Here is a 25,461-nt window from a genome sequence, read left to right on the forward strand (position 1 = left end):
CCACCTTTCTCACCGTCTTTCCACCACAGGCACCTCACACCATGCGCTCTTGGGCACTTATCACTGGCGGCAGCGTTCGCTTAGGCCGCGAAATCGGCCTCGCCTTTGCGCGCGCGGGTTGGAATGTCGCGTGTCACTACAACCACTCAGAGACGCAAGCCAGCGCCCTGTGCGCCGAGCTGCGCGCCTTGGGCGTGGATGCACTGGCCGTGCAAGGCGACTTGGAAAACGAAGCCAGCTGCCAAAGCATTTTTAACACGACCGTGGCCATCACCGGCACAGCGCTGCAATGCGTGGTGAACAACGCCTCGTTGTTTGTGCCTGACGAAGGCGCAGACTTTGACGAGGCTCAGGCTTTGGCGCAGATCAAGGTCAACCTCATGGCGCCTATGCGCTTTGGCAAGTGGATGGCGGCGCTGCATGCCGATGGCGCGAAAGAAGCCATCAGCGCTGAAAGTGCCACCGCAGCGACAGAAACGCCAGCTTTGGCTTCGACAAAGCACCACGCCAAACCTAGCGTCATCCATGTGTTGGATCAAAAGGTGTTCAACCTTAACCCCGATTATTTTTCGTACACGCTATCCAAGCTCGCGCTGGAGCGCGCCGTCAGCTTACAAGCCCAATCGCTCGCGCCCACTTTGCGCGTCAATGCCGTCGCTCCCGGCCTGATGTATCTGAGCGGTCCACAAACCCAAGACAACTTCAACCGTGCCGCAAGCGCCAACTTGCTGCGCCAGCCCATCAACCCTGCCGACGTGGCCAGCAGCGTGGCGTTTTTGGCGGGCAACGCCAGCATCACCGGCACAACCGTGCGCGTGGACAACGGCCAACATTTGGTACCACTGGCACGCGATGTGATGTTTGTGGTCGAGGAACTTTTCAAATCATGAACGACACCCTATTGCTCAAATGCCGCCGCTTGTTTTTGCGCGGCCTGACCGTGCAAGCGTACATTGGTATCCACGACTTTGAGCTGCATGCAGCGCAACGCATCGTCATCGATGTGGACTTGTATGTGTCCTTCGCGGGCACCAGCCCCAAAGACGACCGCATCGACGAAGTGGTGGACTACGACTTTGTGCGTGCTGTGGTGCACGCCCGCATCGCGCAAGGCCACGTCAACCTGCAAGAAACTTTGTGTGACGACATTCTCACGCACTTGCTTGAACACACCGGCGTGATGGCCGCGCGCGTGTCCACTCGCAAACCCGACGTCTACCCCGACTGCGAAGCGGTGGGTGTAGAAGTGTTCCGCGCCAAACCAGGAGTGTTGTGACATGGCAAGCAAAGGTACACAAATTTTGAACCTCACCGGCCTGCGCTTTGATGCCAACCTTGGCATCTTGGAGCACGAGAAGATTGACCCACAGCCCATTCAAGTAGACGCCGAGTTGAACCTTGGCACACAACCCCTGCTGCCGCACGACGATGACATTTGCCACGTACTGGACTACCGCAAGGTGCGCCAAATCATCATCACAGAATGCACGGCCGAGCACGTCAACCTGCTCGAAACCCTCATTGGCAAACTCGCCCATCGCCTCATGCAACTGCCAGGTGTGTTGGGTGTGCGCGTAAAAATCGCCAAGCTTGAAATTTTTGAAGACTGCGAAGTGGCCATTCGCATGGAAACAGGACAATGGAATTAATTGCGGGACAGACCTTTAGCTCTGTCCCCAACAAATCAATATGACTACTGCAGAAAAAGACCCCAAGCAACTCAAAATCGAGCACGAGAACCACAAGCTCGAAAAACGCCTGTGCCGCCAAGTGGGCCAAGCCATCGTCGACTACAACATGATCGAAGAAGGCGACAAAATCATGGTGTGCATGTCCGGCGGTAAAGACAGCTACGCCATGCTCGACATTTTGTTGATGATGCAGCAGCGCGCGCCCATCAGCTTTGAGTTGATTGCGGTCAACCTCGACCAAAAGCAGCCCGGCTTCCCTGCCGATGTGCTGCCCAAGTATTTGGCACAAGTGGGCGTGAAGTTCCGCATCGAAACGCAAGACACGTATTCCATCGTCAAAGAAAAAATTGCCGAAGGCAAAACCATGTGCAGCCTGTGCTCGCGCTTGCGCCGCGGCATTTTGTACCGCGTGGCGGGCGAGTTGGGGTGCAACAAAATTGCGCTGGGCCACCACCGCGATGACATCTTGCAAACCTTCTTCTTGAACATGTTCTACGGCGGTAAGCTCAAAGCCATGCCTCCCAAACTGGTGAGCGATGGCGGCGACCACATGGTGATTCGCCCCCTCGCCTACGTGGCCGAAAAAGACTTAGAACGCTGGGCCAAAGTGCGCCAGTTCCCCATCATCCCGTGCACGCTGTGCGGCAGCCAAGACGGCCTGCAACGTCAAGTGGTGGGGGAGATGCTGCGCGAGTGGGAGAAGAAGCACCCTGGCCGCATCGAGAACATGTTTGCAGCCATGCAAAACGTCGTGCCTTCACACTTGATGGATCACACCAAGTTTGATTTTAAAAACTTGGTGACCACGGGCGTGGCATCAGAGGATGGCGACAAGGCGTTTGACCATGAAGAATTTCCAACGCCCACACTACCCGGAATGCAGGTGGTGCAGCTGAGTTAAATATTCAGCTTGTTAAATACGAACCGTGGCAAGTGCATCACCACCAACATGATGATTTGCCAAATACCGGGCGTGTAAACCACGGGTTTGCCAGCAGCAATGCCTTTGACAATGTCTTGCGCCACTTGCTCGACCGAGGCCATTTTCTGGCCCTTGGCTTTGAGATCGCTTGTCATGGGGGTGTCGGTGGGGCCTGGCTTGATGAGCACCACTTTCACGTTCGTGTGCGCCAAGCGGTGCTGCATGCCTTGCGCGTAGCGCGACACCAAGCCTTTGGCTGCGCCATACACATAGTTGGTCTTGCGGCCACGGTCACCCGCCACCGAGCCAATGATGGCAATCGTGCCGTGGTTAGCTGCCACCATGGGCTTGGCGAATGCTTCGGCAAACAACACGGGTGAAACACCATTGACCTGCAATGCAGCATCACACGCCAACACATCGTCTTGGCATGTGGTTTGGTCTGACAGTACGCCGTGGGCAATCAGCACCACATCAATAGGGGCCCGTGCCACGATGGTGTTGACCGTGTGTTGAATGGCTGATGCATTTACAAAGTCAGCCGTCATGACCTGCACGGTGGACTGTGGGCTACGCACACGCAAGTCGTCTGCCACTCGGTTGGTGCGCGCTTCGTCGCGGCCCACGAGGGTAAGACGAACGGGGGCAGCTTGCGCCCACAAGCGGGCGCAATGTTCGGCCATGGCCGAGGTTGCGCCAATGATGACGATGTGTTGCATTCTTAAAACTCCATCAAACGGCGCGACATGGCAGAGCTGATGCCCGCATCACGGTACGCCGTAAATTCAGACAAGCGCGGATAACCGGCTTCAAACAAGTCGCGCGACATTCGCGCGTCTTTGGCCATGTACAAACGGCCTTTGGCTTCGCGCACGATGGCATCGAGTTGCTCAAACAGCTTGAGCGTGCGTTCGCCACGGTTGGGGAAATCCAAAGCCAGCGTCACACCCGGTTGCGGGAAGCTGAGCATGCCTTTGGCTTCGCGGTTGCCAAATGTTTTGAGCACCGCAAGGAACGACCCCTCACCCGATGCGGCGATGGCGTCGAGCATGGCTTGCACGGCGGGCTGCCCCGCTTCACGCGGAACCACACTTTGGTATTGGTAAAACCCGCGAGGGCCGTAGATGCGGTTCCAGTGCTGCAAGTTATCCAATGGGTACGAGAAGGGCTCATAGTGCGCCACATCAAAACCACGCTTCATTTTTTGTAGCTGGTAGTAGGCCATGTTGAATGGCTTGAGCGATAAGTCATTCACCAGCGAAATCGGTGGCACAAACGGCATGCTCAAAGGCTGGCTTTGCATCTTGCGCTGCTGCGCAGCCAATGCTTGGCGAAGAGAAGGCTTTGCAGCGGCTTCTTGAGCCGTCATGTGGTTAGCGCGCATGAAAATGCCACGCGCTGTCTTGCCAGCCAAGCAATCGATCCACGACACGGTGTGCTCCCAATCGTGCTCGGAGGCATCGGCCAGTTCAAAAAACTCTGACAGCCCTTGGTAAGGCAATGTTTCGGTGCGTAGCCAAGGGCTGCCCACACGACGCAGTTGCAACTCGGCTGTAACGATCACGCCGGTCAACCCCATGCCGCCTAACGTGGCGCTGAACAGATCTGGCGTGTTAGCCCAATCCAGCCTTAACACTTCACCTGTGGTGCGTGCCAAAGACACACCCAACATATGGTCGCCAAACGATCCAACTGCGTGGTGATTTTTGCCATGAACATCGTTGGCAATCGCACCACCTACGGTGATGAGTTGAGTACCAGGGGTAACCGGCAGCATCCAACCGCGAGGTACAAATAAGCGCTGAATGTCGCGTAGCAACACGCCCGCTTCACACACCAAACGGCCTGTGGCCTCATCAAAAGCGATGAGCTTGTTCAATCCCGAGGTTTGCCACAAGTTGCCTTTGGGATTGAGGCACACATCACCGTAACTGCGACCATTGCCAAAAGCCAAGCCGGATTGGTGTGCAGCAAAAACAGGGGCCACATGCGTGCGGTCCGTCAACACCTGCACCTCGTGCAAGTCATTCGACAAACGTCCCCAAGCACTCACGGGTTTCATGACTGCTCCTGCTTGAAGACAAAACGTTTGTCGAGGTGGTATTTGATGAACGAACCCAAAGTCAAACCAATAGCGCCACCCAAGTAGCGCATGGCATCTGTGCCAAAGAAATGGTGAAACCCAAACTCAACACCCCAAAAAATAGCCGTGGTGAATACGCCCATGAAACCATAGAGGATGAACAAACGCGTGTCGTGGCCTAGGTTGTCGGCCTTGAAATCAAACACGTGTTTTTTTTCCAACACGTACTTGATGGGAAACCCCATCGCTGTGCCCGCCAACACCGACAGCTCAACGGCATAAGCACCGCTGTAGATCCACATCGACAGAGCTTGCGTCGCAATGTTTGCCACCGTCGCAAAGGCAGACACCAGCGCATAAACAAGCGCAATGCGAGCGGCCGTCTTCATGACAGCACGCGAGCCAAAGCAAGCACAGCCAACATGAAGACGCCCACGCCCCAGCTGATTTTGTCTTTCAAGGCAAACACAATCGGGTCGTCATGCATACGGCCGCGATGGGCAATGAGCCACGCGCGTGAAATCCAAAACAACATCACAGGACATGCCAGCCAAATGAGTTGCGGTGTGGCATACAAATGAGCGGCCTGTCCGTCTTGGATATACAGCGCCAACACCAAAACAGCGATAAACCCAGAACTACCACCTAGGCTTGACACCAGCTCTAAATCATCGGGTTCGTAACCTCGGCCACGCAGCGCCCCCGTCTTACCAGCATCTCGTGCGACTTTAAGCTCGCTGTAACGCTTGATCAAAGCCAAGCTCAAGAAGATAAACATGGAAAACAACAACAACCAAAACGACACCGCCACATCAATGGCTGCAGCGCCCGCAATGATGCGCAAGGTGTAAAGCGCAGCAAGCGTGAGCACATCCACCACAGCCAACTGTTTGAGATGTAACGAATAAGCCACCGTCAACACGAAGTAAATGCCAAGGCTTGCCGTAAACAACAGCGGCATGATTAACAACGACAGCGCAACAGCCACCAGCAATAACGCCGGCCATGTCGCCCAGCCTGCGATCAAACTCAACGCACCCGACGCAAAAGGACGATTGCGCTTACGCGCATGGTGGCGATCGTCTTGTACGTCCACCAAATCATTCAACAAATACACACTGGATGCCGTGAGGCTAAAAATCACAAACGCCATCCATGCCAACACGTCGCGCTGTACATCTGCATATTGATGTGCGGCCATTAGCGGCACAAACACCAGCAGGTTTTTCATCCATTGGTGCAAGCGCATCGCTTTGAGCACAGCGACAAGCTTTGAAGGCATATGGGTATTGAACACTTGCCCCACATTGCCCTGCGCCTGTGCGCGACTCAGCAGCGATGCAGGCGCGTCCACCACGTGAGCGGTGTGTGCTTTGGCCCAGACCCGCATATCAGGCCAATCGTTGCCCACGTAATCGAAACCCCCTTCACCAAAACGCTCTGTCAAAGCTTGAGCTTTGGCGGTTGACTTGAGGTTCGTTGCGCCCTCGGTGGCCAGCACCTCGTCGAATAATTGCAGGTGTTGCGCCACTTGCTCAGCCAATACGCGATGGCTAGCTGTCGCCAGCACCAAGCGGCGACCACTGCGTTTTTCTGCGCGCAACCAATCTAACAAGTCGGCGTTGTAAGGGAGCGCAGAAACGTCCATCTGCACACGTTGAGCCAGCTCGGTTTTCAAAACTGCTTTGCCGCGTAAAAGCCACAGCAAAGGTTTAAAAAACTGAAACGGGTGTTGAATCAAAAACTGGCTTGCACTCTCCACCAACATGTCGGTGCGGATGAGCGTGCCATCGAGATCTACAACGAGCGGATGGATATTTATTTTGGAACTAACCATCCGCTCATTATCGCGGCTACAGATAAGCCCTTAAAGCTTAAAAGCCACAACCTTCTGATGCTGCTCACCCAAGCCTTCAATGCCCAGTGACATCGTGTCACCGCGCTTCAGATACACAGGTGCAGGTTTGCCATTTTTCTTCACGCCCATGCCCACGCCTGGAGGGGTACCAGTCGTGATCACGTCACCTGGCAGCAAGGTCATGAACTGGCTCACATAGCTCACCAATTTGGCGACGCCAAAAATCATGGTCTTGGTGCTGCCATCTTGCATGCGCACGCCGTTATGGTCGAGCCACATGTGTAGCTTTTGTGGGTTAGGCACTTCGTCGCGCGTGACCAGCCAAGGGCCAATGGGGCCGAAGGTGTCGCAACCCTTGCCCTTATCCCATGTGCCGCCGCGCTCGAGTTGGTATTCGCGTTCGCTCACGTCGTTGATCAAGCAGTAACCAGCCACGTGATTCACCGCATCTTTTTGGGACACGTAACGGGCCTCTGTACCAATGACGATGCCGAGCTCGACTTCCCAATCGGTTTTGACTGAACCTTTGGGCAACATCACGTCGTCGTTAGGACCCTGGATACAACTGGTCGCTTTGGTGAACACGATAGGTTCTTTGGGAATGGGCATGCCCGACTCCGCCGCGTGATCGGCATAGTTCAAACCAATGGCAATGAACTTGCCCACATGACTTATGGGGCAACCCATACGCGGCTTCCCTTTGACCAAAGGCAACTTGTCTGCTTTGAGTTTTGACAACTTGGCCAGCGCTTTGTCGCCGAGCTGATCGGGGGTGACGTCTTTGATGACCTTGCTCAAGTCACGCAGCTTGCCTTCTGCATCAATCAGACCCGGTTTTTCTTTGCCAGGATTGCCGTAACGAACCAATTTCATGGGTTGCCTTTCAGGTGAATGTTGTTCTATTATGGTATGACGATTGCCAATTAACCCCCCGTAAAGTCCCTGATGTCACACACCTTTAACGACCAAGAGCTCACCCAGCACATCACCCAACTTTTTTTAGCTGCTGGTTGTCACGAAGCAGAAGCGAGCGAAGTCGCCAGCAATTTGGTGATGGCCAACTTAAGCGGGCATGACTCTCATGGCGTTGGCATGGCCCCGCGATACATCGATGCCGTGCTTGAGAAAAACCTGATTCCCAACAGCAAAGTGGCTGTGCGCGTGGACAGTGGCATGTTGCTGGGCTTAGACGGACAACGCGGCTTTGGGCAAACCGTGGGCGTGCAGGCCATGGACCTTGCGTTTGAACGTGTCGCTCAACACGGCGCTTGCATCATGTCGTTGGCGCATGCGCATCACCTTGGACGCATCGGCCATTTCGCCGAGATGGCGGTGGCGCGAGGTTGGGTATCGCTTCAGTTTGTCAACGTAATGGCAGCACCAGCTGTGGCGCCTTGGCATGGCGGGGACGGACGCTTTGGTACAAACCCCTGCTGCATTGGCATTCCTGTGGGTTTAGGTGACAACGCACAAGAGCCCTTTGTGCTCGACTTTGCCACCAGCCGCGTCGCGCAAGGCAAGATGCGCGTGGCCTACAACGAAGGCAAAACGGTGGCCAGCGGCACCTTGATCGACGAACATGGCCAGCCCACCAACAACCCAGGCGTTGTGGTGGTGCCGCAAAGCAATGGCAAGTTTGGTGCACTCATGCCGTTTGGTGAACACAAAGGCTTTGGCCTTGCCGTGGCGTGCGAACTTCTGGGCGGCGCACTCAGCGGTGGGGGCAGTTGGCATGGTGCGGCAGACGGCAAACGCGCTGTTTACAACGGCATGCTCAGCATCATCATCGATCCAAAAGCATTGGGCACACAGATGAGCTTTGCACAAGAAACCCTAGCCTTCATTGAGTGGCTACGCCAAAGCCCCGCTATCCAAGGCAGCGACGGTGTGCAGCTCGCTGGTGAACCAGAACGCGCTGCTCGACTAGCGCGCAAAAAAAATGGCATCGTGGTCGACGATGCCACTTGGCAAGAAATCCAAAATGCCGGCTCGAAAGTAGGCCTGAGCCTTTAAATCAACAAGGCCAATGAAGCATCTAAGTGGTCGAGTGGCGACCTCTTAAATCCAGATCTCGCAAAGCGCTGCAACTGCCCCAAAGAAAACGCTACCAATGCCGCCGCACGCACGTGCGCGTCAGCCGTGGGCGTAGCTGATTTATTGGCCTCAGCCGCTGCGCGCAGCACTTGGCGCAAGGCCGATTCGATGCGTTCAAACAATTGATTCATGCGTTGGTGCAAACGCTCGTTTTCAAACACCAAGGCGTCGCCCACCATCACGCGGGTCATGCCTGGATTTTTCTCGCCGAACTGCAACAACACCGTCACCATGCGCGCGGCTTTTTGTGCGCCGTCGCCTTCGCGCTCGGCAATTTGGTTGATCAGACTGAACAGGCTGTGCTCGATGAAATCAATCAAGCCTTCAAACATCTGCGCCTTGCTGGCGAAGTGGCGGTACAGCGCCGCTTCGCTCACATCCAGCTTGGCAGCCAAAAGCGCCGTGGTGATGCGCTCGGTGCCTGGCTGCTCCAGCATGCCCGCCAGCGTTTGCAAAATTTGCTCACGCCGTTGGCCCGGCTTCATCCGTTGACGTTTGGGAGTGGCTTCGTCGGGCAAGGCGTTGTCGGACATGGCTTAGCGGTGAAGTTAGTGCGACCTAATCATGGTGCCAAAGGCTTGTTCGGTCAAGACCTCTAGCAACATGGCGTGGGGCACGCGGCCATCGATGATGTGCACGGCTTTCACGCCGCTGTTGGCAGCGTCCAAAGCGCCAGCAATCTTAGGAATCATGCCGCCGCTGATCGTGCCATCGGCAATCAGCTCGTCAATGCGACGCGGTGTCAGCTCGGTCATCAGCTCGCCTTGTTTGTCGAGCACGCCACGGATGTTGGTAAGCATCAACAGCTTTTCAGCGCTGAGCACAGTGGCCAGCTTGGCAGCCACCACGTCGGCGTTGATGTTGTAGCTCTCATTACCTTCGCCAAAACCAATCGGGCTCACCACAGGGATAAAGGCATCGGCTTGCAAAGCTTTCACCACGCTGGGATCGATGCTGACGATGTCGCCCACTTGGCCCACGTCGTAGGTTTTGCTAGGGTCTTTGCTGTCGTGCACGGTCAGCTTCTTGGCGCGAATCATCGCGCCATCGCGTCCGGTCAAGCCCACGGCTTTGCCACCAGCTTGGTTAATGAGGCCAACGATGTCTTGCTGCACTTCGCCGCCCAACACCCACTCCACCACTTCCATGGTTTCGGCGTCGGTCACGCGCATGCCTTCGATGAACTCGCCCTTTTTCCCTAAGCGTTGCAGCAAACCTTCAATTTGTGGGCCGCCGCCGTGAACCACCACAGGGTTCATGCCCACGAGCTTGAGCAACACCACATCTTCGGCAAATGCTTTTTGCAAAGCAGGGTCGGTCATGGCGTTACCGCCGTATTTGATGACCAAGGTTTTGCCATGGAACTTGCGGATATAGGGCAGCGCCTGGGCCAAGATGTCTGCGGGAGAAAAATCGCTCATGGTGTGTAACTCCGTGATGGGTTTCGTCAACGTGGTTTATTCAGCGTGTTCCACCGCAGGTGCAGCGGCTGCAGCCTGCGGGCCCAACACCAGTTCACGCACCATTTCGCGCAAGAGCTTTTTCTCTTGGAAGCTCAGTGCGCGTTCCAACACGCGACGCACGCCCAATAGCAATTGGCGGTCCACCTCTTGTGGAATACCGCGTGTGTTTTGCAGTTCTTCGCGCAGCTCTTCACGCAGGTCTTCGGGCTCATCGGCCCACCATGTGTTGATGACGGTGTTGAGCTGTTCGCGCAACTGCTCGGGGTCCACCTGAGGCACTGCGTGCATCGAGCTGGCGTGGCGCGCGCCACCGTCACGAGCTGCCTGCGCACCCAACACCACACGTTGGTCGGCTTGCGACAACAAGCGTGCCCAACCTGGGTCTTCGCGATTGAGCTGCGACATGTTGCGCGAGGCTTCATCGGCCAACAAGTGCACAGACACACCGTGCAACTGGGCTTCGTCAATCAGGCTGATCAAGCGTTCGTCATCGCTGCCCACCAAGAGGTGGTCGCACGCGCCGCGCTCGGCCAAACGTTTCAGGTCAGCACCCAAAGTGCGCAACATTGACAAACCACCGTCTTGGCTGTGCGGCAAAACGGCGCGGCTCACTTGGCCACCAATCGCTTGATCGTCTGTCGAATCGCTGTACCAATAAATGCGGCGCAGGTTCAGATCGAGGTTATTGTGCGCAAGCGCGTTGCTGAGCAACTGGTGCAGTTGTGGGCGAACGTGGTCTTGTGCTGTGTCGGTTTGGCCTTGCAACCACGCCAAAAAACGGGCGTCGATCAGGGCGATGCAAGATTCAGCGCCTGCTTGCGCTGCAGCGTGAGAAGAGTGTGTGCGTTTCATGAAAGTACTAAAAAGGTAAAAAGATAGAAATCACTCACCAGAGCACTAACTGTGCGCACTGGCAAGCTGCATTTATTTTAGGGCCGAGAGCCCGTATCTACAGGGGATAATGGTCAAACTTCACATTTTTTTCGTGGCATGACACAACCCATTTTGATCACAGGCGGCACGGGCTTTATTGGCTCGCACACCGTCGTCACCCTTGCAGAAGCAGGCCAGCCCGTCGTCATTTTGGACAATTTGTGCAATTCCAGCCCCAAAGTGCTGGACCGTTTGGCCAAGCTGGGCGCCAGCCCCATTGAGTTTGTGCAAGCCGACATCCGCGACTCCGCAGCCTTAGACGCGCTATTTGCCCGCTATGATTTTGCAGGCGTCATCCACTTTGCTGGCCTCAAGGCTGTGGGTGAGTCGGTGGCCCAGCCCCTGCGCTACCTAGAAAACAACGTCAGCGGCACCATCAACCTGCTGCAAGCCATGGACCGCGCCAATGTGCGCCGCATTGTGTTTAGCTCATCCGCCACCGTGTATGGCGACCCCGTGAGCGTGCCCATCCCCGAAACGGCAGCCCTCACCGCCACCAACCCCTATGGCCGCACCAAGCTCATGTGCGAAGACGCGCTGCGCGAGTTGCACGCAGCTGACCCACGCTGGAGCATCGCCATCCTGCGCTACTTCAACCCTGTGGGTGCGCACGAAAGCGGCTTGCTGGGCGAGGCGCCCAACGGCATTCCCAACAACCTCATGCCATACATCACACAAGTGGCCTTGGGCCAGCGTGAGCACTTGCAAATTTTTGGCAATGACTACGACACCCCCGACGGCACAGGCGTGCGCGACTACCTGCATGTGAGCGATTTGGCCGCAGGCCACTTGGCTGCGCTGCGTGCCTTGAACGAGCCCAAACTCCTCACCGTCAACCTCGGCACAGGCCGCGGCGTGAGCGTGCAAGACATGGTCGACACCTTTGCTCGCGTCAACGGCGTGCCCATTCCCCACATAGTGGTGCCACGCCGTCCCGGCGATGTGGCCCAGTGCTTGGCCGATCCACGACAGGCCAAAGCCTTACTGAATTGGGAAACCCGATTCGATCTAGATCGCATGTGCGCCGATGCATGGCGCTGGCAATCCATGAACCCACAAGGTTTTGACACCCCCCTATGAAAAATCAAGACGACGGCACGCTGTCCCTGTTTGACGACTTCCCGCCGGCTTTTGTGCCGCCTGCGGCGCCTGCAAAAAAACTACGCGCTAAGCGCAAGGCGGCAGAGCCTAAATTCGAAGTTGCTGACGCCAATGCCAATGAGGCAGCGCATAGTCCAACTGCACCAGCAGTTGTCATGGAAGACGCTTCACAGCAGACACCCGTCAGTCACGAACCAGCCACCAGCGCTGGCGAGACTGCGAATTCATCGAACGATGTCATTGAAATCACCCCTAATGAACCTGTGATTGACCATGGCGTAAACGTCGAAAAAACGCTGCACCTAGCTGGCCTCGTCGAACCCCAACGCCGCCGCAACAGTCCATGGGCAAGCCTAGACCTTGCAGCGTTGCAAGCCGCCGCACAAGTACCGCACGTGATGATCGTCATCACACGCGGCGAAGCCGGTGGTGCTCAGTCGCATGTGCGTGACTTATGCCAAGCCTTGCAAGCGCGTGTGCAATTCACCGTGATCATTGGCGGACCTGTGGAAGAGTCTGTGTTGGGTCGCGAGCTCACAGCACTCGGTATCACCGTCTGCCCCATGCCCGACATGCTGGAGTCGCTCAACCCACTCAAGCTTTGGCCTGCGGTGCAGGAGCTGACCGAACTCATCCACACACACAAGCCAGACATCGTGCATGGCCATAGCGCCATTGGTGGTTTGGTGGCACGCGTGGCTGCGCATCGCGCCCATGTGCCTGCGGTGTACACCGTGCACGGCTTTGGCTTCAAACCCGAAGTGCCGCTGGTGCGCCGCACCGCTGCCGCATTGGCCGAACGCATGATGGCACGATGGACCACGCAGATGATTTGCGTGTCCAAGTACGAACGCGAACTGGCCCTGAACCTCGCCATCGACTCTGACCGCGTGCACGTCATCCCCAACGGCATTGCGCGTTTACCCACATCAGAAGTGACAGGCACGGACGTCTCCTCCGAATCAAGGGACGCAGACGCACAGCCAACACAACAAGCCGCCAGCACGCCGCGCCTCATCATGGTGGCGCGAATGAAAAGTCCGAAGCGGCATAACTTACTGCTGCAAGCCTTGGCCAAAGTGCGCAACACCTTGGGGTTCGAGCTGCCCGTCACCTTAGCGGGCGATGGCCCACTCTGCGCTGAACTGCGTGCAGAGGCCAAAGCGCTCAACCTCAAAAACATCACATGGGCGGGTGACGTGAGCAACGTCAGCGAACTGCTTGCTCAGCACGACGTATTTGTGCTGCTGTCAGACCATGAAGGCATGCCCATCACCGTGCTCGAAGCCATGCGTGCGGGCCTGTGCGTGCTGGCCAGCAGCCTGCCCGGCATTCGCGAGCAAATCATCCCCTACCAAGATGGTGTGCTGACAGCCAACACACCTGACGCTGTAGCCGAAAAACTGTTGCAACTGGTACGCGACCCGCACTTGCGCAAACGCTTAGGCCGCGCAGCACAGCAAACCTTCGAGAGCGCTTTTGCCGCAGAGCCCATGGCCGAACGCGTGCTGCAGGTGTACCGCCAATGCACGCAAGAAGTCACCGAAACAAAAGCACTTGCCCAAGATGACGCAAACACAAGCACGCACAACAGCGCTGGTTTGGTATCTGCATCGGTGCGCCGCCGCGATGCCCTGCAACGCTGGGCCTTGTGGGGCGTGTGGATGCTGCTGCCCAGTCTGATGGCTGCGCAGTTGTTTGAAGACGCGGGCGTCATGACCTACCAGTTTGGCGAAACCCTCTGGTGGTGCGTGCTGCCCTACGCCATCGCCACGCACTTGCTGATGCGCGCGTCTAACCTACCCGTGGCCGAGCGCAGCGGTGTGTTGTGGGTATCGACCACCGCGCCGTTTTTGTTTACGCCTTTGGGCTTTGCACTCTTGCAGCAGCCCTACTCACGCGCCGCCGTGGTCTGGGCCTATGCCGCCACCACGCTATGGCTATGGTGGGGTTATCACCGCCATGTCAAACACCGCGCCTTGCGTTTGGTGCACCTCGACGCCAATGTACCCGCACAGCTGGCCGCGTGCCTGAGCCCCAACACGCTAGACTCACAAGCCGTGCAACTCATCGCGTGGAACCCCAACAGCGACACACCGCTGCCCGCCTGCGACGGCGTGGTGCTCGACCGCCATGTGCGCAGCACCGACGAGCGCACGCGTTTGTTGGGCGAGCTGAAGATGCAACACCTGCGCTTGTACAGCGTGGAAGCCGTGGCCGAGCTCACCAGCGGTCGCAAGATGCTGCCCACCGCCGCTGACTCGCTTTGGGAAATCGACAACGACCCGAGTTACGACCGCGCCAAACGTTTGTTGGATGTAATCACCGTCATTGCATTCGCACCCTTGTGGTTGCCCCTCGCTATAGGCGTGGCCCTCGCTGTGCGCTTTGACTCCAAAGGCCCAGCCCTGTTTTCGCAGCCCCGCGTGGGCCGCGATGGCCACGTGTTCACACTGTGGAAATTCCGCAACATGGTGCACGGTTTGCAAGCCCCAGGCGTGCACTTTGCGCAAGCTGAAGACCCACGCATCACCCGCGTAGGCCGCCTATTGCGCCGCAGCCGTTTGGACGAACTGCCACAACTTTTCAACGTGCTCATGGGCCACATGAGCCTGATTGGCCCGCGCCCCGAGCAAACCGCGTTTGTACGCGACTTTGCCGCCACCATTCCTAGCTATCCGTATCGTCACTTGGTGCGCCCCGGCCTCACAGGTTGGGCCCAAGTGCAGCAGGGCTATGCAGACAGTGCAGACACCACGCGCATCAAACTCAGCTACGACTTGTATTACGTGGCGCACTACTCGCTTGCACTGGATTTGCTGATTGCGGCCAAAACCGTCAAGACCGTGTGCACAGGTTTTGGCGCGCGCTGAGCTGTTCAACAACGTATGAGCACCCGCCGCATCCTGTTGCTAGAAGAGCCCACTTGGGGCGGCGTGCACACCATGACGCGCACCTTGGCCGATGCGCTTAGTGTGCAAGGCTTGCAAGTGACCGCCCTGCCTTGGCAACAAACGCAATGGACTACTTTGGTGAGTGCCGCCAAACAACACGATGTGATCGTGGCCACCCACAACTTTGGCCCCACCTACTGCGGCGCAGCGCTCAAAGCCATCACGGGCAAACCACTGGTCAGTTGGGTGCATGGCCCGTTGATGGATGTGTTGCACGAGGCAGGCACATCGGCACTCAAGAAGCTGTGGCTCAGGCTACTCTACAAACAAGTCAGTCAGTTTGTGTGCGTGTCGCGCACCACGCAAGACTCGCTGCTCAGCTTCATCACACTGGGCAAGCAACAACGCTGCACCGTCGTATCCAACGGCATCGCCCCCATGCCCGAAGGCCAAGCCATTCATGTGCACGCAGGCCATGGTGGTGAAGGAATTCCGCCTTTGCTTCTGGGCTACGTGGGCCGCTTGTCGGCTGAAAAACGCCCACTTCTGTTGCTAGACACCATCCGCTATTTGCCCGAAGAAGCGCAGCTAGGCATCGTGGGTGAAGGCCCCATGCATCGCAAAATGATTCACGACGGCATGGACTTGATGTACCACGGCCGCGTGCACTTCTTGGGCAAACACCCCAGCGGCAAAAGTTTGTACACACCCTGGCAAATGACGCTACTCACCTCCCGCTACGAGGGCTGCCCCATGACAGCTCTAGAGTCACTCGCCTGCGGCGTGCCCTGCGTGTCACTGCCCATCCCCGCCATGCGCGAACTGTACGACCTGGACGCACCTTATCTGCTGGCCCGTGGCGACGCACCCGTGTCGTTGGCAGAAGCCGTGATGACAGTGCTGAGTCTGCCCCAACAACAAGTGCGTGACGACATGGCCCGCATCGTGGCGCACCATCACATCGATGGGTTTGTGGGCAACTGGCAAGAGGTGCTGCGCACATGTTGAATACCGCAGCCCCCATCAGCGCTAATGCGCAAAAAGCCATCGTCTGCATCCACTTCGTGCGTGGCGGGCCAGCCTACTTGCCTGAGATTGATGCTTACGTTGACTTCATCACCTCGCACGGCCACCAAGCCTTGGTGCACGACGCCGGGGCCACTGTGCCTCTCAATGCGCAAGTCGTGTGGTGGAGGTGCGGGCGCGTGCCCAGCGCTGAGGCGCGTCGCCTGAAAAACGCATTCCATATCCACGAATACGCGTCCACCTCAGCCCCGCCCAAAGCATGGCTGAAAGACTTCATCAAGCACTGGGCACAGCCCAAGCCTGACTACCGTTTGTTCCAAAACGGCTGGGTACGCGAGCGCATGGGCTTTGACGATGGCGTGCCATACGCCCTGCGCGACATGGGTGTGGCACAAGCCTTCTTCGATGCGGCAGCGCCTGAATTGCCTGAAGCCTCGTACGAAGACGATGCCCCCATACGTATTCCGCCTAATGAGTTTGACTTGGTCTACTTGGGCGAAATGAATCGCCTGCTGCCCTTTGTGCCGCTGCTGCAAAGCATTCATGACGCAAGCCGCACGTTGCTACTGGTTGGCGATGTGCCCGATGCACTGCGCGCACAGCTGCCCGCCAGCGTGACCTGCACTGGCCGCGTACCCCATGCCGATGTGCTGCACCAACTGCGCCGTGCACGCTTTGGCTTAAACCTGGTGGGCAACATCGAGCCCTACAACCAACAAACCTCCACCAAACTGCTGGAGTATTGCGCCGTAGGCCTGCCCGTGGTGAGCAACGACTACGCCTGGGTGCGCTACTTTGCGGCGCACTACCAAGGCAACTTTCATTTTCTGCGTGACGATCCAGGCAGCTGGCAATTCAGCTTTGGTGAGGCGCTAGATGCTTACCCATACGTAGTGCCTGATGTGCGCGAACTCGCGTGGCCTAATTTGCTTGGCAAGTTAGCGATTTGGAAACATCTGCACATCGTGCCCGAAGTGGCGGCCCCCTATGCAAATGCACACGCACTTGCCCAGGCTATCGCAGGACAGCAAGGCGGTAAGCGTTGAGTCTGTTTAAGCGCTTCAGCAGCACCAGCCGCGTTGTGGCTCTGTCGAGTGCCGTGGCATTTGCCACGCAAGTAGCCTTTGCGCTTCTCATGCTGCGCTTGTTCTCGCCGCAAGAAGTGGGCGAGTTTTCAGTCATCAGCCAAATCGGTTTTTTCTAGATGACACTGGCTCTGGCGCAATCGCAACTGGGGATGTTGGCCAACCAGCATTTGCCGGCACACATTGCAGCACAACACGCCTGGCGTGCCAGCGCTTTACGAGGATTGGCCTTGCTGCCAGTGGCAGCACTGGCCTTGTGGTTCAGTCAGCTCAGCATTTGGCCTGCCTTGCTGTGGGCATTGTTGCTGGCGTTTTGCCAAATGGGCTGGATGTTGGCGCAAAGCTTTACTCTGCGCGCGGGATCCGCTTGGCAGCAAGCGGCTGTGCGTGTGGTACCGCCTGTAACAGCAGCAGCATCGGCGCTCACGTTAGTGCTGCTTGGCGCATCGGTCGGCTGGAGTGGCCCCACATTAGTACTGTCAGCACTGCTGGGCTATGCCGTGGGTGCGGCATGGCTAGTACCAGCATTGCACGCTCGTGCTGCGCATGCCAACAGGGCTTTATCAAATGCATCTACGCCAGAGGCATCCGCCACAGCAAACACCCATCATGCCGACCAGCGCAGTGCCACCCTGCGCATTGCGCACAAACTGATAGATGCGCTGCTAGCCACAGCCATCATCGTGGTGTGGCAACGCTTGTATGGTGCGGAGGAAACCGGTTGGATGAGCGCCCTGCTGCGCGTGCTGGGCTTTTTGCCTGCCGTGGTTCACATGGCGTGGGCGCAGGTGGCCTTGGCGCAAGGTAAGCAAACCCTCAACTCACAAACCGCATGGGCTAGCCCGTGGTGGCTAGGTCTAGGCGCATTCGCCTGTGTCATTGTGTTGGGTATGTCGTGCGCAGCTGCGCTTTACCAAGAGTGGTTAGACCCTCGATGGAGCGGCGTGTGGCCCTGCATCGCGCCATTAGTGCTGTGGCAAGGCAGCGCATGCTTGTCTGCCGCTTTCGTCCACCGCCCATTTCAGACGCAATCTGCCAACGCGTATTCATGGGCATGCATGGCGCTGGGGCTTTTGCAAGCTGTGGTTCTGTTAACACCGATAGGTTTGGCGCAGCCTATCGATGCAGCGCAGCACATGGCGGCTTTTGCGTTAGTCAGCAGCCTAGGTCTATTTGGGCTGACGGTTTGGATGGCACGTTTGCGCTAACGCCCCATCAGGCATCAAACTTGGATTACTCAAAAGTATGTGCTGCCACATCTTTTGCGGCCAGTAAAGGTGGTGCATCTAGCAAATGCAACGGCCACTCAATACCCACCGTCGCATCGTTCCATAACAAGCTGCGTTCGTACTCTGGATAGTAATAGTCTGTAGTTTTATACAAAAACTCTGCACCATCGCTCATAACCAAAAAACCATGTGCTAGCCCCGCAGGTATCCACATTTGTTTTTTATTCTCTGCAGATAACTCTTGTCCATACCATTGGCCAAAAGTGGGCGAACCTTTGCGAATATCCACCGCCACATCAAACACCGCACCCTGCGTCACCCGCACCAGTTTTCCCTGTGCGTGTTGACTTTGATAGTGCAAGCCGCGCAGCACGCCCTTGGCCGATTTGCTGTGGTTGTCTTGCACGAAGGTTTCTTTCAACCCCGTGGCTTGCTCAAAGTCTCGGGCGTTGAAGCTTTCAAAAAAGAAACCGCGTGCATCCCCAAACACTTTGGGCTCTAGCACCAGCACGCCGTCAATGGGCGTGGTCGTTACTTGGTAAGGCATGACGGTTACTTCAAGAGATTTAGCAGGTATTGACCGTAACCGTTTTTAGCCAAAGGTGCAGCCAGCTTTTGCAAGGCAGTTGCGTCAATCCACTTCAAGCCATAGGCGATTTCCTCAGGGCAAGCCACCATCAAGCCTTGGCGCTTTTGCAGCGTGCCAATAAAGCTAGCGGCTTCTAACAAGCTGTCATGTGTGCCAGTATCTAGCCACGCATAGCCACGGCCCATGATTTCTACATTCAACTGGCCCAGTTCTAAATAGCGCTTGTTCACATCGGTAATTTCTAACTCACCGCGGTGCGATGGCTTGACGGCGGCAGCTATGTCGCACACCTGCTCGTCATAGAAATACAAACCAGTTACGGCATAGTTGCTCTTGGGCTTGGCTGGCTTTTCTTCAATGCTCAAGGCACGGAACTGGCCATCAAACTCCACCACGCCATAGCGCTCGGGGTCGTGCACATGGTAGGCAAACACGCTGGCTCCGCTTCTGCGGGCATCGGCGCTGTGAAGTTGCTTCACCAAGTCATGACCGTAGAAGATGTTGTCGCCCAACACCAAAGCACTGGGGTGGTCGGCCACAAAGTTTTTACCAATGATGAACGCTTGAGCCAAACCATCGGGGCTAGGTTGCACCGCGTATTCAATGTGCATGCCCCACTGGCTGCCGTCACCTAGGAGCTCGGTAAAACGGGGGGTGTCTTGCGGGGTGGAGATGATCAGCACTTCACGAATACCGCTGAGCATCAGCGTGGTGAGCGGGTAGTAAATCATGGGCTTGTCATACACGGGCATCAGCTGTTTGCTGACCGCTTGAGTGACGGGGTACAGACGGGTGCCGGAGCCTCCTGCAAGGATGATGCCTTTGCGTTGTTTGGTCATATCTGTTCTACTTGTTTAGAGTATTTCGGCAAGCATGCGGTCTACGCCCTGCTCCCATGGTGGCAACACCAGGCCAAACGCTTGCTGCAACTTTTCTGTGCATAGGCGCGAGTTCAAAGGGCGTGCTGCAGGCGTAGGGAAAGCGCTGGTGGGCACTGGCGCAATGTCAACCACTTTCCAACCAAGCTCGGGCTTGATGGCTTTAGCCTTCTCAATCACATGGCTGGCATAGCCATGCCATGTTGTTTCACCCGAAGCCACGAGGTGATACACCCCGCTAAATGAAATGTTTTGTGTGTTCAGCACGCGGCGCATGGCATGTGCCGTAACGTCGGCTATCAGATCTGCGCCTGTAGGCGCGCCATGCTGGTCGTTGATGACGGTTAGCTTGTCGCGCTCTTGCGCCAAGCGCAGCATGGTCTTGGCAAAGTTGCCGCCTCTAGCGGCATACACCCAGCTGGTGCGGAAGATTAAATACTTGCAGCCACTGGCCACTATTGCCTTTTCGCCATCGAGCTTGGTTTGGCCATACACGCTCAGCGGGCCTGTGCCCTCGCCCTCTTGCCTGGCGTGTGTGCCACTGCCATCAAACACATAGTCGGTGGAATAGTGCACCAGCCATGCCCCCACTTGGGCGGCAGCTTTGGCCAAGGCCGCAGGAGCATCTGTATTTAACACCTTTGCTAGCTCGGGCTCTGACTCGGCTTTGTCTACCGCTGTGTGCGCAGCAGCATTGACGATGAAATCTGGCTTGTAAGCCAACACCGTTTGCGCCAGTTCTTCGGGCTTAGATAAATTACCGCAGTAGGTGGTGCTGTGGCGGTCAAGTGCCAGCACCTCGCCCAAGGGGGCCAAGCTGCGTTGCAGCTCCCAGCCCACTTGGCCGTTTTTGCCTAAGAGAAGAATTTTCAACATAAACCTATTCAACCGCCGTACTGCTTACCCACCCACTGGCGGTAAGCACCACTGGTCACACCCTCTACCCACGCTTGGTTGGCCAAATACCACTGCACCGTTTTACGAATGCCGGTCTCAAAGGTTTCTTGCGGCTTCCAGCCTAAGTCGCGCTCGATCTTGCGGGCGTCAATGGCGTAGCGGCGGTCGTGGCCGGGACGGTCTTTGACGTAGGTAATTTGCTCAGCGTAGCGTTTGCCGTCTGCGCGGGGCTGCAGCTCGTCCAGCACGGCACACAAGGTGTTCACCACTTCAAGGTTGGGCTTTTCGTTCCAGCCGCCAATGTTGTAGGTTTCGCCCACTTTGCCAGCTTCTAGTACACGGGCAATGGCGCGGCAGTGGTCTTCTACATATAACCAATCACGCACTTGCTGGCCATCGCCATAAATAGGCAGTGGCTTGCCAGCCAAGGCGTTGAGCAGCACCAAAGGAATCAGCTTTTCTGGAAAGTGATACGGCCCATAGTTGTTGCTGCAATTGGTGGTCAGCACAGGCAAGCCATAGGTGTGATGCCATGCGCGCACCAAATGGTCGCTAGCAGCCTTGCTAGCCGAGTACGGGCTGTTTGGTTCGTAGTTTTTAGTTTCTGCAAACGGCGGGTCGGCGGGCAGCAGCGTGCCATACACCTCGTCGGTCGACACATGCAAAAAGCGGAAAGCTTGCTTTTCAGCCGCAGGCAGGTCTTGCCAATAAGCGCGCACGCTTTCTAGCAAGTTGAAAGTGCCCACCACGTTGGTTTCAATAAAGTCACCGGGGCCGTGGATGGATCGGTCTACGTGGCTTTCGGCAGCAAAGTTCAGCACGGTGCGGGGCTTGTGCTCGGCCAACAGCTTAGAAACCAAAGCACGGTCACCAATATCGCCTTGCACAAACACATGGCGCTTGTCGCCTTTCAGGGCGTCCAAATTGGCAATATTTCCTGCGTAGGTGAGTTTGTCTAAATTAACCACAGGTTCGTCTGACGACGACAGCCATGAGTGAACAAAATTACTGCCGATGAAGCCGGCGCAGCCGGTAACGAGAATAGTCATATGAGGTTAAATGTTTTCTGATTTTGAGCCATCCAGCCCTAGAGATTTGGGCGCTAAAAACACCAGCAAAATTAACAAGGTGAAGTGCCCCTCCTCCATATCAACCATCATGGAGTTGGTGGTGATGCTGAGCATGAACAAAAATACAAACATCACCAAACCAATGCGTTGAACCTCGTCTGTTTTGCCCCATGCCACTCGGCAGGCTTGGACGAAGATGGCCAAATAAAAAGCCAAACCCACCACGCCTTTGGTGGCCAGCATGTACAGGTACTCGTTATGTGGATTACCCCAGTTATATGTAGCCCAAGACTGCGGCGACACCTGTAACGCGGTGGCAGCAGTCTGATAAGCCTGCGAAAAGCCGAGACTACCAACCCCCACCCACCAGTTGCTTTGCTTGATAGCTTCCCATGCAGTAGCTGCATATTGCATACGAACGGAAACCGAGCCAAGAACATTGCCTGATCGCTCTTGCGGGGTCATGTCCAGATATTGGCCAAACTCAACGGCAGCCAAGGCCATGCGCCGGTGCACCACATCCGATGTGGCCACCACGCTTAAAACGCACGCCACGGCCAGCAACAACAACCATTTGTATTTACCCACAAACAAACGCTTGGCATTTAACAGCCCCCAAACTCCAAAGCCTGCGGCCATAAGCAGCCAACCCGTTCGGCGCTCGCTGGCCAAGAACAAAGAAGCCACCAGTAAAACCAAGGGCACAGCCACACGCCACGCCAACTGAGGGCGCACTAGCCACATTTGAGCCAGCACAAACACCAAGCCCACCAGCGCCTGCCCATACATATGCGACATGTGCGACATACGCATGTGCCCTGTTGTGAAATATTCACCTTGCGGCACATAGCCCGTTAAGGTGAACAGCAAGTTCAAGCTGCCCAACACCAACACACCGCCAGCAAATGCACAAAACGCCACACGCGCCACGCGTGGGTTAACAAACACAGCCCACAGCACCACCACAAAACCCAGTGTGCGCAGGTCATGCAGCAGCTCTTTCAGCGCAGCCCCCAAAGCAAAACCTGCCAACACATTGGTGCAGACATCCCAAACGCACAGGGCCATTACCAAGCCCCAAAATAGCTTGGCATCGGGTTCTATCACTTGCTTGGTTTTCAAAAAATCACGCCAAGCAAGAGGGGCCAACAACACCAGCCCCAACACCGCAATATTGGTAAAAGCCACCGAGGTGAATACGGCCATGCCCAATAAACAAACCATGACCATCGCAATTTGAGGATGGCGCGGTTTTTGAGGCATTGCTGTGGCTGCTACTGTGTGTGTCATGGCGATGTGGTGTTGGTTGGATTGTTTGCCAAATGTATCCAGTCAACCACCTCGCCATCGGCCTGGTAGCCTGGCACGAGACCTTTAAGCAGTGTCCGAATCAGCGGTACATCGTTGGTGTCCATTGCTAATCCCAAGGCTGCTAACTTGCCTTGTAACTCGGACCAAGGCAAAAAGTCTTCATGTGCTTTCATGATGCGGGCATGACTGGTAGCCAGCGGGTTCGTGCCAATCAGCAGCTCTTCATACAGCTTTTCGCCGGGGCGCAATCCTGTCACTTGTATTTCTATGTCGCCATTTGGGTTGGTCTCGTCTTTCAGCTCAAGTCCTGATAGCTCTATCATGCGCCGGGCTAAGTCAATAATTTTTACTGGCTCGCCCATGTCCAGCACAAACACGTCGCCGCCCTGCCCCATGGCATCTGCTTGAATCACCAGCTGAGCTGCTTCAGGGATGGTCATGAAGTAGCGGGTGATGTCTACATGCGTCAGGGTGATTGGTCCGCCGTTTTTGATCTGCCTACGAAACAGCGGCACCACCGAGCCACTCGACCCCAACACATTTCCAAAGCGCACCATCGAAAATGTGGTTCTGACACCCGTTGCACTACTCCCTTGGGCAGTCACCCCTGCGTTTACCTCGGCCAAGGCTTGTAGCACCATCTCGGCCAAGCGCTTAGTTGCGCCCATGATGTTTGTTGGCCTCACCGCCTTGTCTGTACTGATCAACACAAAGTTGCGCACGCTGTTGCGCATGGCAGCTTCGGCACATACGCGGGTGCCCCACACGTTGTTGCGCAAACCTTCGGCCGGGTTGTGTTCCACCAGGGGTACATGCTTGTAGGCCGCCGCGTGATAGACCGTGTGCGGCTTCCATGTAGTCATAATCTCGTGTATGCGCATCTCATCGCAGACCGAGGCCAGCAAAGGGACGATTTCAATATCCGAATCATTCACTTTATTAGCGACTTCGGGAGACTCCCCATTCATCGGTACAGTGGCATTGAGCCTCTCGCTCGCCAAAATGAACTGCAACTCTTGGTGAATTTGGTAGAGCGCAAACTCACTCATCTCGACCAACAGCAACTGTTTTGGATTTGTCTTGATGATCTGGCGGCAAAGTTCGCTGCCAATGCTCCCCCCGGCACCCGTCACCAAAACGGTTTTAGCTTGAGTGTTCAGGTTGAGCAGTAATCCGTTGGGCTTGACGGGCTCACGGCCCAGCAAGTCGTCAATATCCAACTCACGTACATCGCACAGGCTAACCCTGCCTGTGGCAATGTCGCTGAGGCCTGGCAGAGTTCGCACCGCCACTTTGTGTGGCTTAAGAGTAATTAAAATCTCGTTCCGCCGCTGGCGGGAAACGCTGGGCAATGCCAATAGCACATCACTGATGCACGTGCCATTCATCACCTCCGCCAATTTAGCAGGGTTGTGAATGGGCAAACCGTTGAGCACATGGCCGTGGAGACGTTCGTCATCGTCCAGAAAGCCCAGCACCCGAATCTCAGGGCTGCTGGCCATCGCAGAGGCCAATTGCCGCCCGGCGCTACCAGCGCCATAAATGAGCGCCTGCGGCAAAGACGCCTTGCGCAACTGCTGGCGATAAAGTCCCCCCAACCACACGCGTGCTGCTCCGCGCGAAGCCCCCACTAGCAGCAGCAGCAAAATGGGTTGGATCAACCCCACCGTCCGGGGAACACCGTCCACACCCCAGAACGTGAAAATGGAGGCAAAAACAAATCCGTATAACAGCAGGGCCCGCGCCACGGTCACCATTGCAGACAAACCACTGTATCGGAAGATGGCACGATAAAATCCAAAGGTGATAAAAATGGGCAAAGCCAGCACTACAGATACCATTGCAGGCCAAATGCCCGAACCATATAGCGATTCAATGTTGCCAATGCGCAAGTAAATGGCCAGCCAGACCGACAGAACACAAAGGCCGGCATCAAGCACCAACACTCCCCCGCGTTTAACTTGACGCGGAAGTTCCAAAGCAAGCGCTGCAAAACGGTTCAAAGTTCGGATCATGATTTCATCACTGTTGTGAATTTTTGCCGAATCTTTATCTAAATCATTGTTCATTTTTTAATTGTTATTTTATTTTTTCTGCGTAACACGGTATCCATTAGTTATCTTTAGAGATTTCGACTTTCCCATCTCAGTGGTTCCATCTGCATCCCTGACCCGGTCCAGCAGCGTTGCACCAGACAAGCCTTAAGCCAAGGGGCATAGTCTTAAACCAGCACAAGTACACCACTACAGCCCTTCATAACAAATCCCAAATCTTTAATAGCTTCGGTCCCCATGATGCAACAGGACATCATGACATAACTGCTGCCAACCACCGTGC

Annotated in this window: 25 protein-coding genes; 11 read left to right on the forward strand and 14 right to left on the reverse strand. The window is 56.1% G+C overall.

Annotation, left to right across the window (positions count from 1 at the left end; genetic code table 11):
* Nucleotides 1–41 precede the first annotated feature (41 nt).
* From B9Z35_RS09040 to ttcA, 4 genes are read left to right on the forward strand one after another with little or no spacing between them, the layout of a single operon-like run.
* Entirely contained in the window at nt 42–890 is an 849-nt protein-coding gene (locus tag B9Z35_RS09040) for an SDR family oxidoreductase (RefSeq protein ID WP_108283353.1), read from the forward strand.
* Nucleotides 887–1,276, forward strand: a complete 390-nt coding sequence (locus B9Z35_RS09045; protein ID WP_108283354.1) for a dihydroneopterin aldolase — start codon at nt 887–889, stop codon at nt 1,274–1,276. The genes B9Z35_RS09040 and B9Z35_RS09045 overlap by 4 nt, the downstream gene beginning before the upstream one ends.
* Before the next feature lies 1 nt (nt 1,277).
* Nucleotides 1,278–1,649, forward strand: coding sequence for a dihydroneopterin aldolase (locus B9Z35_RS09050; RefSeq protein ID WP_108283355.1), 372 nt, complete (start codon nt 1,278–1,280; stop codon nt 1,647–1,649).
* A 40-nt stretch (nt 1,650–1,689) separates the two neighbouring features.
* Complete coding sequence (ttcA, locus tag B9Z35_RS09055) at nt 1,690–2,592, forward strand: tRNA 2-thiocytidine(32) synthetase TtcA (protein ID WP_108283356.1); 903 nt, start codon at nt 1,690–1,692, stop codon at nt 2,590–2,592.
* Here ttcA and B9Z35_RS09060 read toward each other — a convergent pair.
* The 5 genes from B9Z35_RS09060 to B9Z35_RS09080 are packed head-to-tail and all read right to left on the reverse strand — an operon-like array spanning nt 2,589 to nt 7,427.
* Nucleotides 2,589–3,332: an SDR family NAD(P)-dependent oxidoreductase gene (locus tag B9Z35_RS09060; RefSeq protein ID WP_108283357.1), complete on the reverse strand. Its 744-nt coding sequence runs from the start codon at nt 3,330–3,332 to the stop codon at nt 2,589–2,591. The genes ttcA and B9Z35_RS09060 overlap by 4 nt on opposite strands.
* A gap of 2 nt (nt 3,333–3,334) precedes the next feature.
* Nucleotides 3,335–4,675 (reverse strand): FAD-binding oxidoreductase, encoded by a 1,341-nt coding sequence (locus B9Z35_RS09065; RefSeq protein ID WP_108283358.1) that lies wholly within the window; start codon nt 4,673–4,675, stop codon nt 3,335–3,337.
* The gene (locus tag B9Z35_RS09070; RefSeq protein ID WP_108283359.1) at nt 4,672–5,085 is read right to left on the reverse strand and encodes a GtrA family protein; all 414 of its coding nucleotides are present in this window, start codon (nt 5,083–5,085) and stop codon (nt 4,672–4,674) included. Before B9Z35_RS09070 ends, B9Z35_RS09065 begins: the two co-directional genes overlap by 4 nt.
* A complete protein-coding gene (locus B9Z35_RS09075; RefSeq protein WP_108283360.1) occupies nt 5,082–6,533 on the reverse strand; it encodes a UbiA family prenyltransferase in 1,452 nt (483 codons plus the stop codon). Before B9Z35_RS09075 ends, B9Z35_RS09070 begins: the two co-directional genes overlap by 4 nt.
* A gap of 30 nt (nt 6,534–6,563) precedes the next feature.
* Nucleotides 6,564–7,427 carry a fumarylacetoacetate hydrolase family protein gene (locus B9Z35_RS09080; RefSeq protein ID WP_108283361.1) on the reverse strand — a complete coding sequence of 288 codons (864 nt, stop codon included), beginning with the start codon at nt 7,425–7,427 and terminating at the stop codon, nt 6,564–6,566.
* A gap of 72 nt (nt 7,428–7,499) precedes the next feature.
* On the opposite strand from B9Z35_RS09080, the gene B9Z35_RS09085 reads away from it, so the two are divergent.
* The gene (locus tag B9Z35_RS09085; RefSeq protein ID WP_108283362.1) at nt 7,500–8,567 is read left to right on the forward strand and encodes a malate/lactate/ureidoglycolate dehydrogenase; all 1,068 of its coding nucleotides are present in this window, start codon (nt 7,500–7,502) and stop codon (nt 8,565–8,567) included.
* On the opposite strand, the gene slmA is transcribed toward B9Z35_RS09085, so the two are convergent.
* From slmA to B9Z35_RS09100, 3 genes are read right to left on the reverse strand one after another with little or no spacing between them, the layout of a single operon-like run.
* Nucleotides 8,564–9,181, reverse strand: a complete 618-nt coding sequence (gene slmA / locus B9Z35_RS09090; protein WP_108283363.1) for a nucleoid occlusion factor SlmA — start codon at nt 9,179–9,181, stop codon at nt 8,564–8,566. The two genes, B9Z35_RS09085 and slmA, sit on opposite strands and share 4 nt — an antisense overlap.
* 15 nt (nt 9,182–9,196) lie before the next feature.
* Nucleotides 9,197–10,069, reverse strand: a complete 873-nt coding sequence (argB, locus tag B9Z35_RS09095; RefSeq protein WP_370444120.1) for an acetylglutamate kinase — start codon at nt 10,067–10,069, stop codon at nt 9,197–9,199.
* A 36-nt stretch (nt 10,070–10,105) separates the two neighbouring features.
* Nucleotides 10,106–10,963: a hypothetical protein gene (locus tag B9Z35_RS09100; protein WP_108283364.1), complete on the reverse strand. Its 858-nt coding sequence runs from the start codon at nt 10,961–10,963 to the stop codon at nt 10,106–10,108.
* 138 nt (nt 10,964–11,101) lie between these two features.
* Between B9Z35_RS09100 and galE the strand changes: the two genes are divergently transcribed.
* From galE to B9Z35_RS09125, 6 genes are read left to right on the forward strand one after another with little or no spacing between them, the layout of a single operon-like run.
* Nucleotides 11,102–12,124 carry a UDP-glucose 4-epimerase GalE gene (gene galE, locus B9Z35_RS09105; protein WP_108283365.1) on the forward strand — a complete coding sequence of 341 codons (1,023 nt, stop codon included), beginning with the start codon at nt 11,102–11,104 and terminating at the stop codon, nt 12,122–12,124.
* On the forward strand, nt 12,121–15,018 hold the full coding sequence (locus B9Z35_RS09110) for a sugar transferase (RefSeq protein WP_108283366.1): 2,898 nt from the start codon (nt 12,121–12,123) through the stop codon (nt 15,016–15,018). The genes galE and B9Z35_RS09110 overlap by 4 nt, the downstream gene beginning before the upstream one ends.
* 15 nt (nt 15,019–15,033) lie before the next feature.
* Nucleotides 15,034–16,047: a glycosyltransferase family 4 protein gene (locus B9Z35_RS09115; protein WP_108283367.1), complete on the forward strand. Its 1,014-nt coding sequence runs from the start codon at nt 15,034–15,036 to the stop codon at nt 16,045–16,047.
* Complete coding sequence (locus tag B9Z35_RS09120) at nt 16,041–17,111, forward strand: glycosyltransferase (RefSeq protein ID WP_108283368.1); 1,071 nt, start codon at nt 16,041–16,043, stop codon at nt 17,109–17,111. The genes B9Z35_RS09115 and B9Z35_RS09120 overlap by 7 nt, the downstream gene beginning before the upstream one ends.
* Nucleotides 17,108–17,269 (forward strand): hypothetical protein, encoded by a 162-nt coding sequence (locus B9Z35_RS12975; RefSeq protein ID WP_158268135.1) that lies wholly within the window; start codon nt 17,108–17,110, stop codon nt 17,267–17,269. Before B9Z35_RS09120 ends, B9Z35_RS12975 begins: the two co-directional genes overlap by 4 nt.
* On the forward strand, nt 17,270–18,358 hold the full coding sequence (locus B9Z35_RS09125) for a hypothetical protein (protein WP_108283369.1): 1,089 nt from the start codon (nt 17,270–17,272) through the stop codon (nt 18,356–18,358). It begins immediately after the preceding gene.
* A gap of 25 nt (nt 18,359–18,383) precedes the next feature.
* Here B9Z35_RS09125 and rfbC read toward each other — a convergent pair whose 3' ends face one another.
* The 6 genes from rfbC to B9Z35_RS09155 are packed head-to-tail and all read right to left on the reverse strand — an operon-like array spanning nt 18,384 to nt 25,193.
* A complete protein-coding gene (gene rfbC / locus B9Z35_RS09130) occupies nt 18,384–18,926 on the reverse strand; it encodes a dTDP-4-dehydrorhamnose 3,5-epimerase (protein WP_108283370.1) in 543 nt (180 codons plus the stop codon).
* A 5-nt stretch (nt 18,927–18,931) separates the two neighbouring features.
* Nucleotides 18,932–19,807 (reverse strand): glucose-1-phosphate thymidylyltransferase RfbA, encoded by an 876-nt coding sequence (gene rfbA, locus B9Z35_RS09135; RefSeq protein WP_108283371.1) that lies wholly within the window; start codon nt 19,805–19,807, stop codon nt 18,932–18,934.
* Nucleotides 19,808–19,822: 15 nt separating this feature from the next.
* Nucleotides 19,823–20,719 (reverse strand): dTDP-4-dehydrorhamnose reductase, encoded by an 897-nt coding sequence (gene rfbD / locus B9Z35_RS09140; protein ID WP_108283532.1) that lies wholly within the window; start codon nt 20,717–20,719, stop codon nt 19,823–19,825.
* Nucleotides 20,720–20,730: 11 nt separating this feature from the next.
* Complete coding sequence (gene rfbB / locus B9Z35_RS09145; protein WP_108283372.1) at nt 20,731–21,792, reverse strand: dTDP-glucose 4,6-dehydratase; 1,062 nt, start codon at nt 21,790–21,792, stop codon at nt 20,731–20,733.
* A 6-nt stretch (nt 21,793–21,798) separates the two neighbouring features.
* Nucleotides 21,799–23,103 (reverse strand): O-antigen ligase, encoded by a 1,305-nt coding sequence (locus B9Z35_RS09150; RefSeq protein WP_108283373.1) that lies wholly within the window; start codon nt 23,101–23,103, stop codon nt 21,799–21,801.
* On the reverse strand, nt 23,100–25,193 hold the full coding sequence (locus B9Z35_RS09155; protein WP_370444121.1) for a polysaccharide biosynthesis protein: 2,094 nt from the start codon (nt 25,191–25,193) through the stop codon (nt 23,100–23,102). The genes B9Z35_RS09150 and B9Z35_RS09155 overlap by 4 nt, the downstream gene beginning before the upstream one ends.
* Nucleotides 25,194–25,461: the final 268 nt, after the last annotated feature.

The sequence above is a fragment of the Limnohabitans sp. Jir61 genome, from assembly GCF_003063545.1.
GTDB lineage: Bacteria > Pseudomonadota > Gammaproteobacteria > Burkholderiales > Burkholderiaceae_C > Limnohabitans.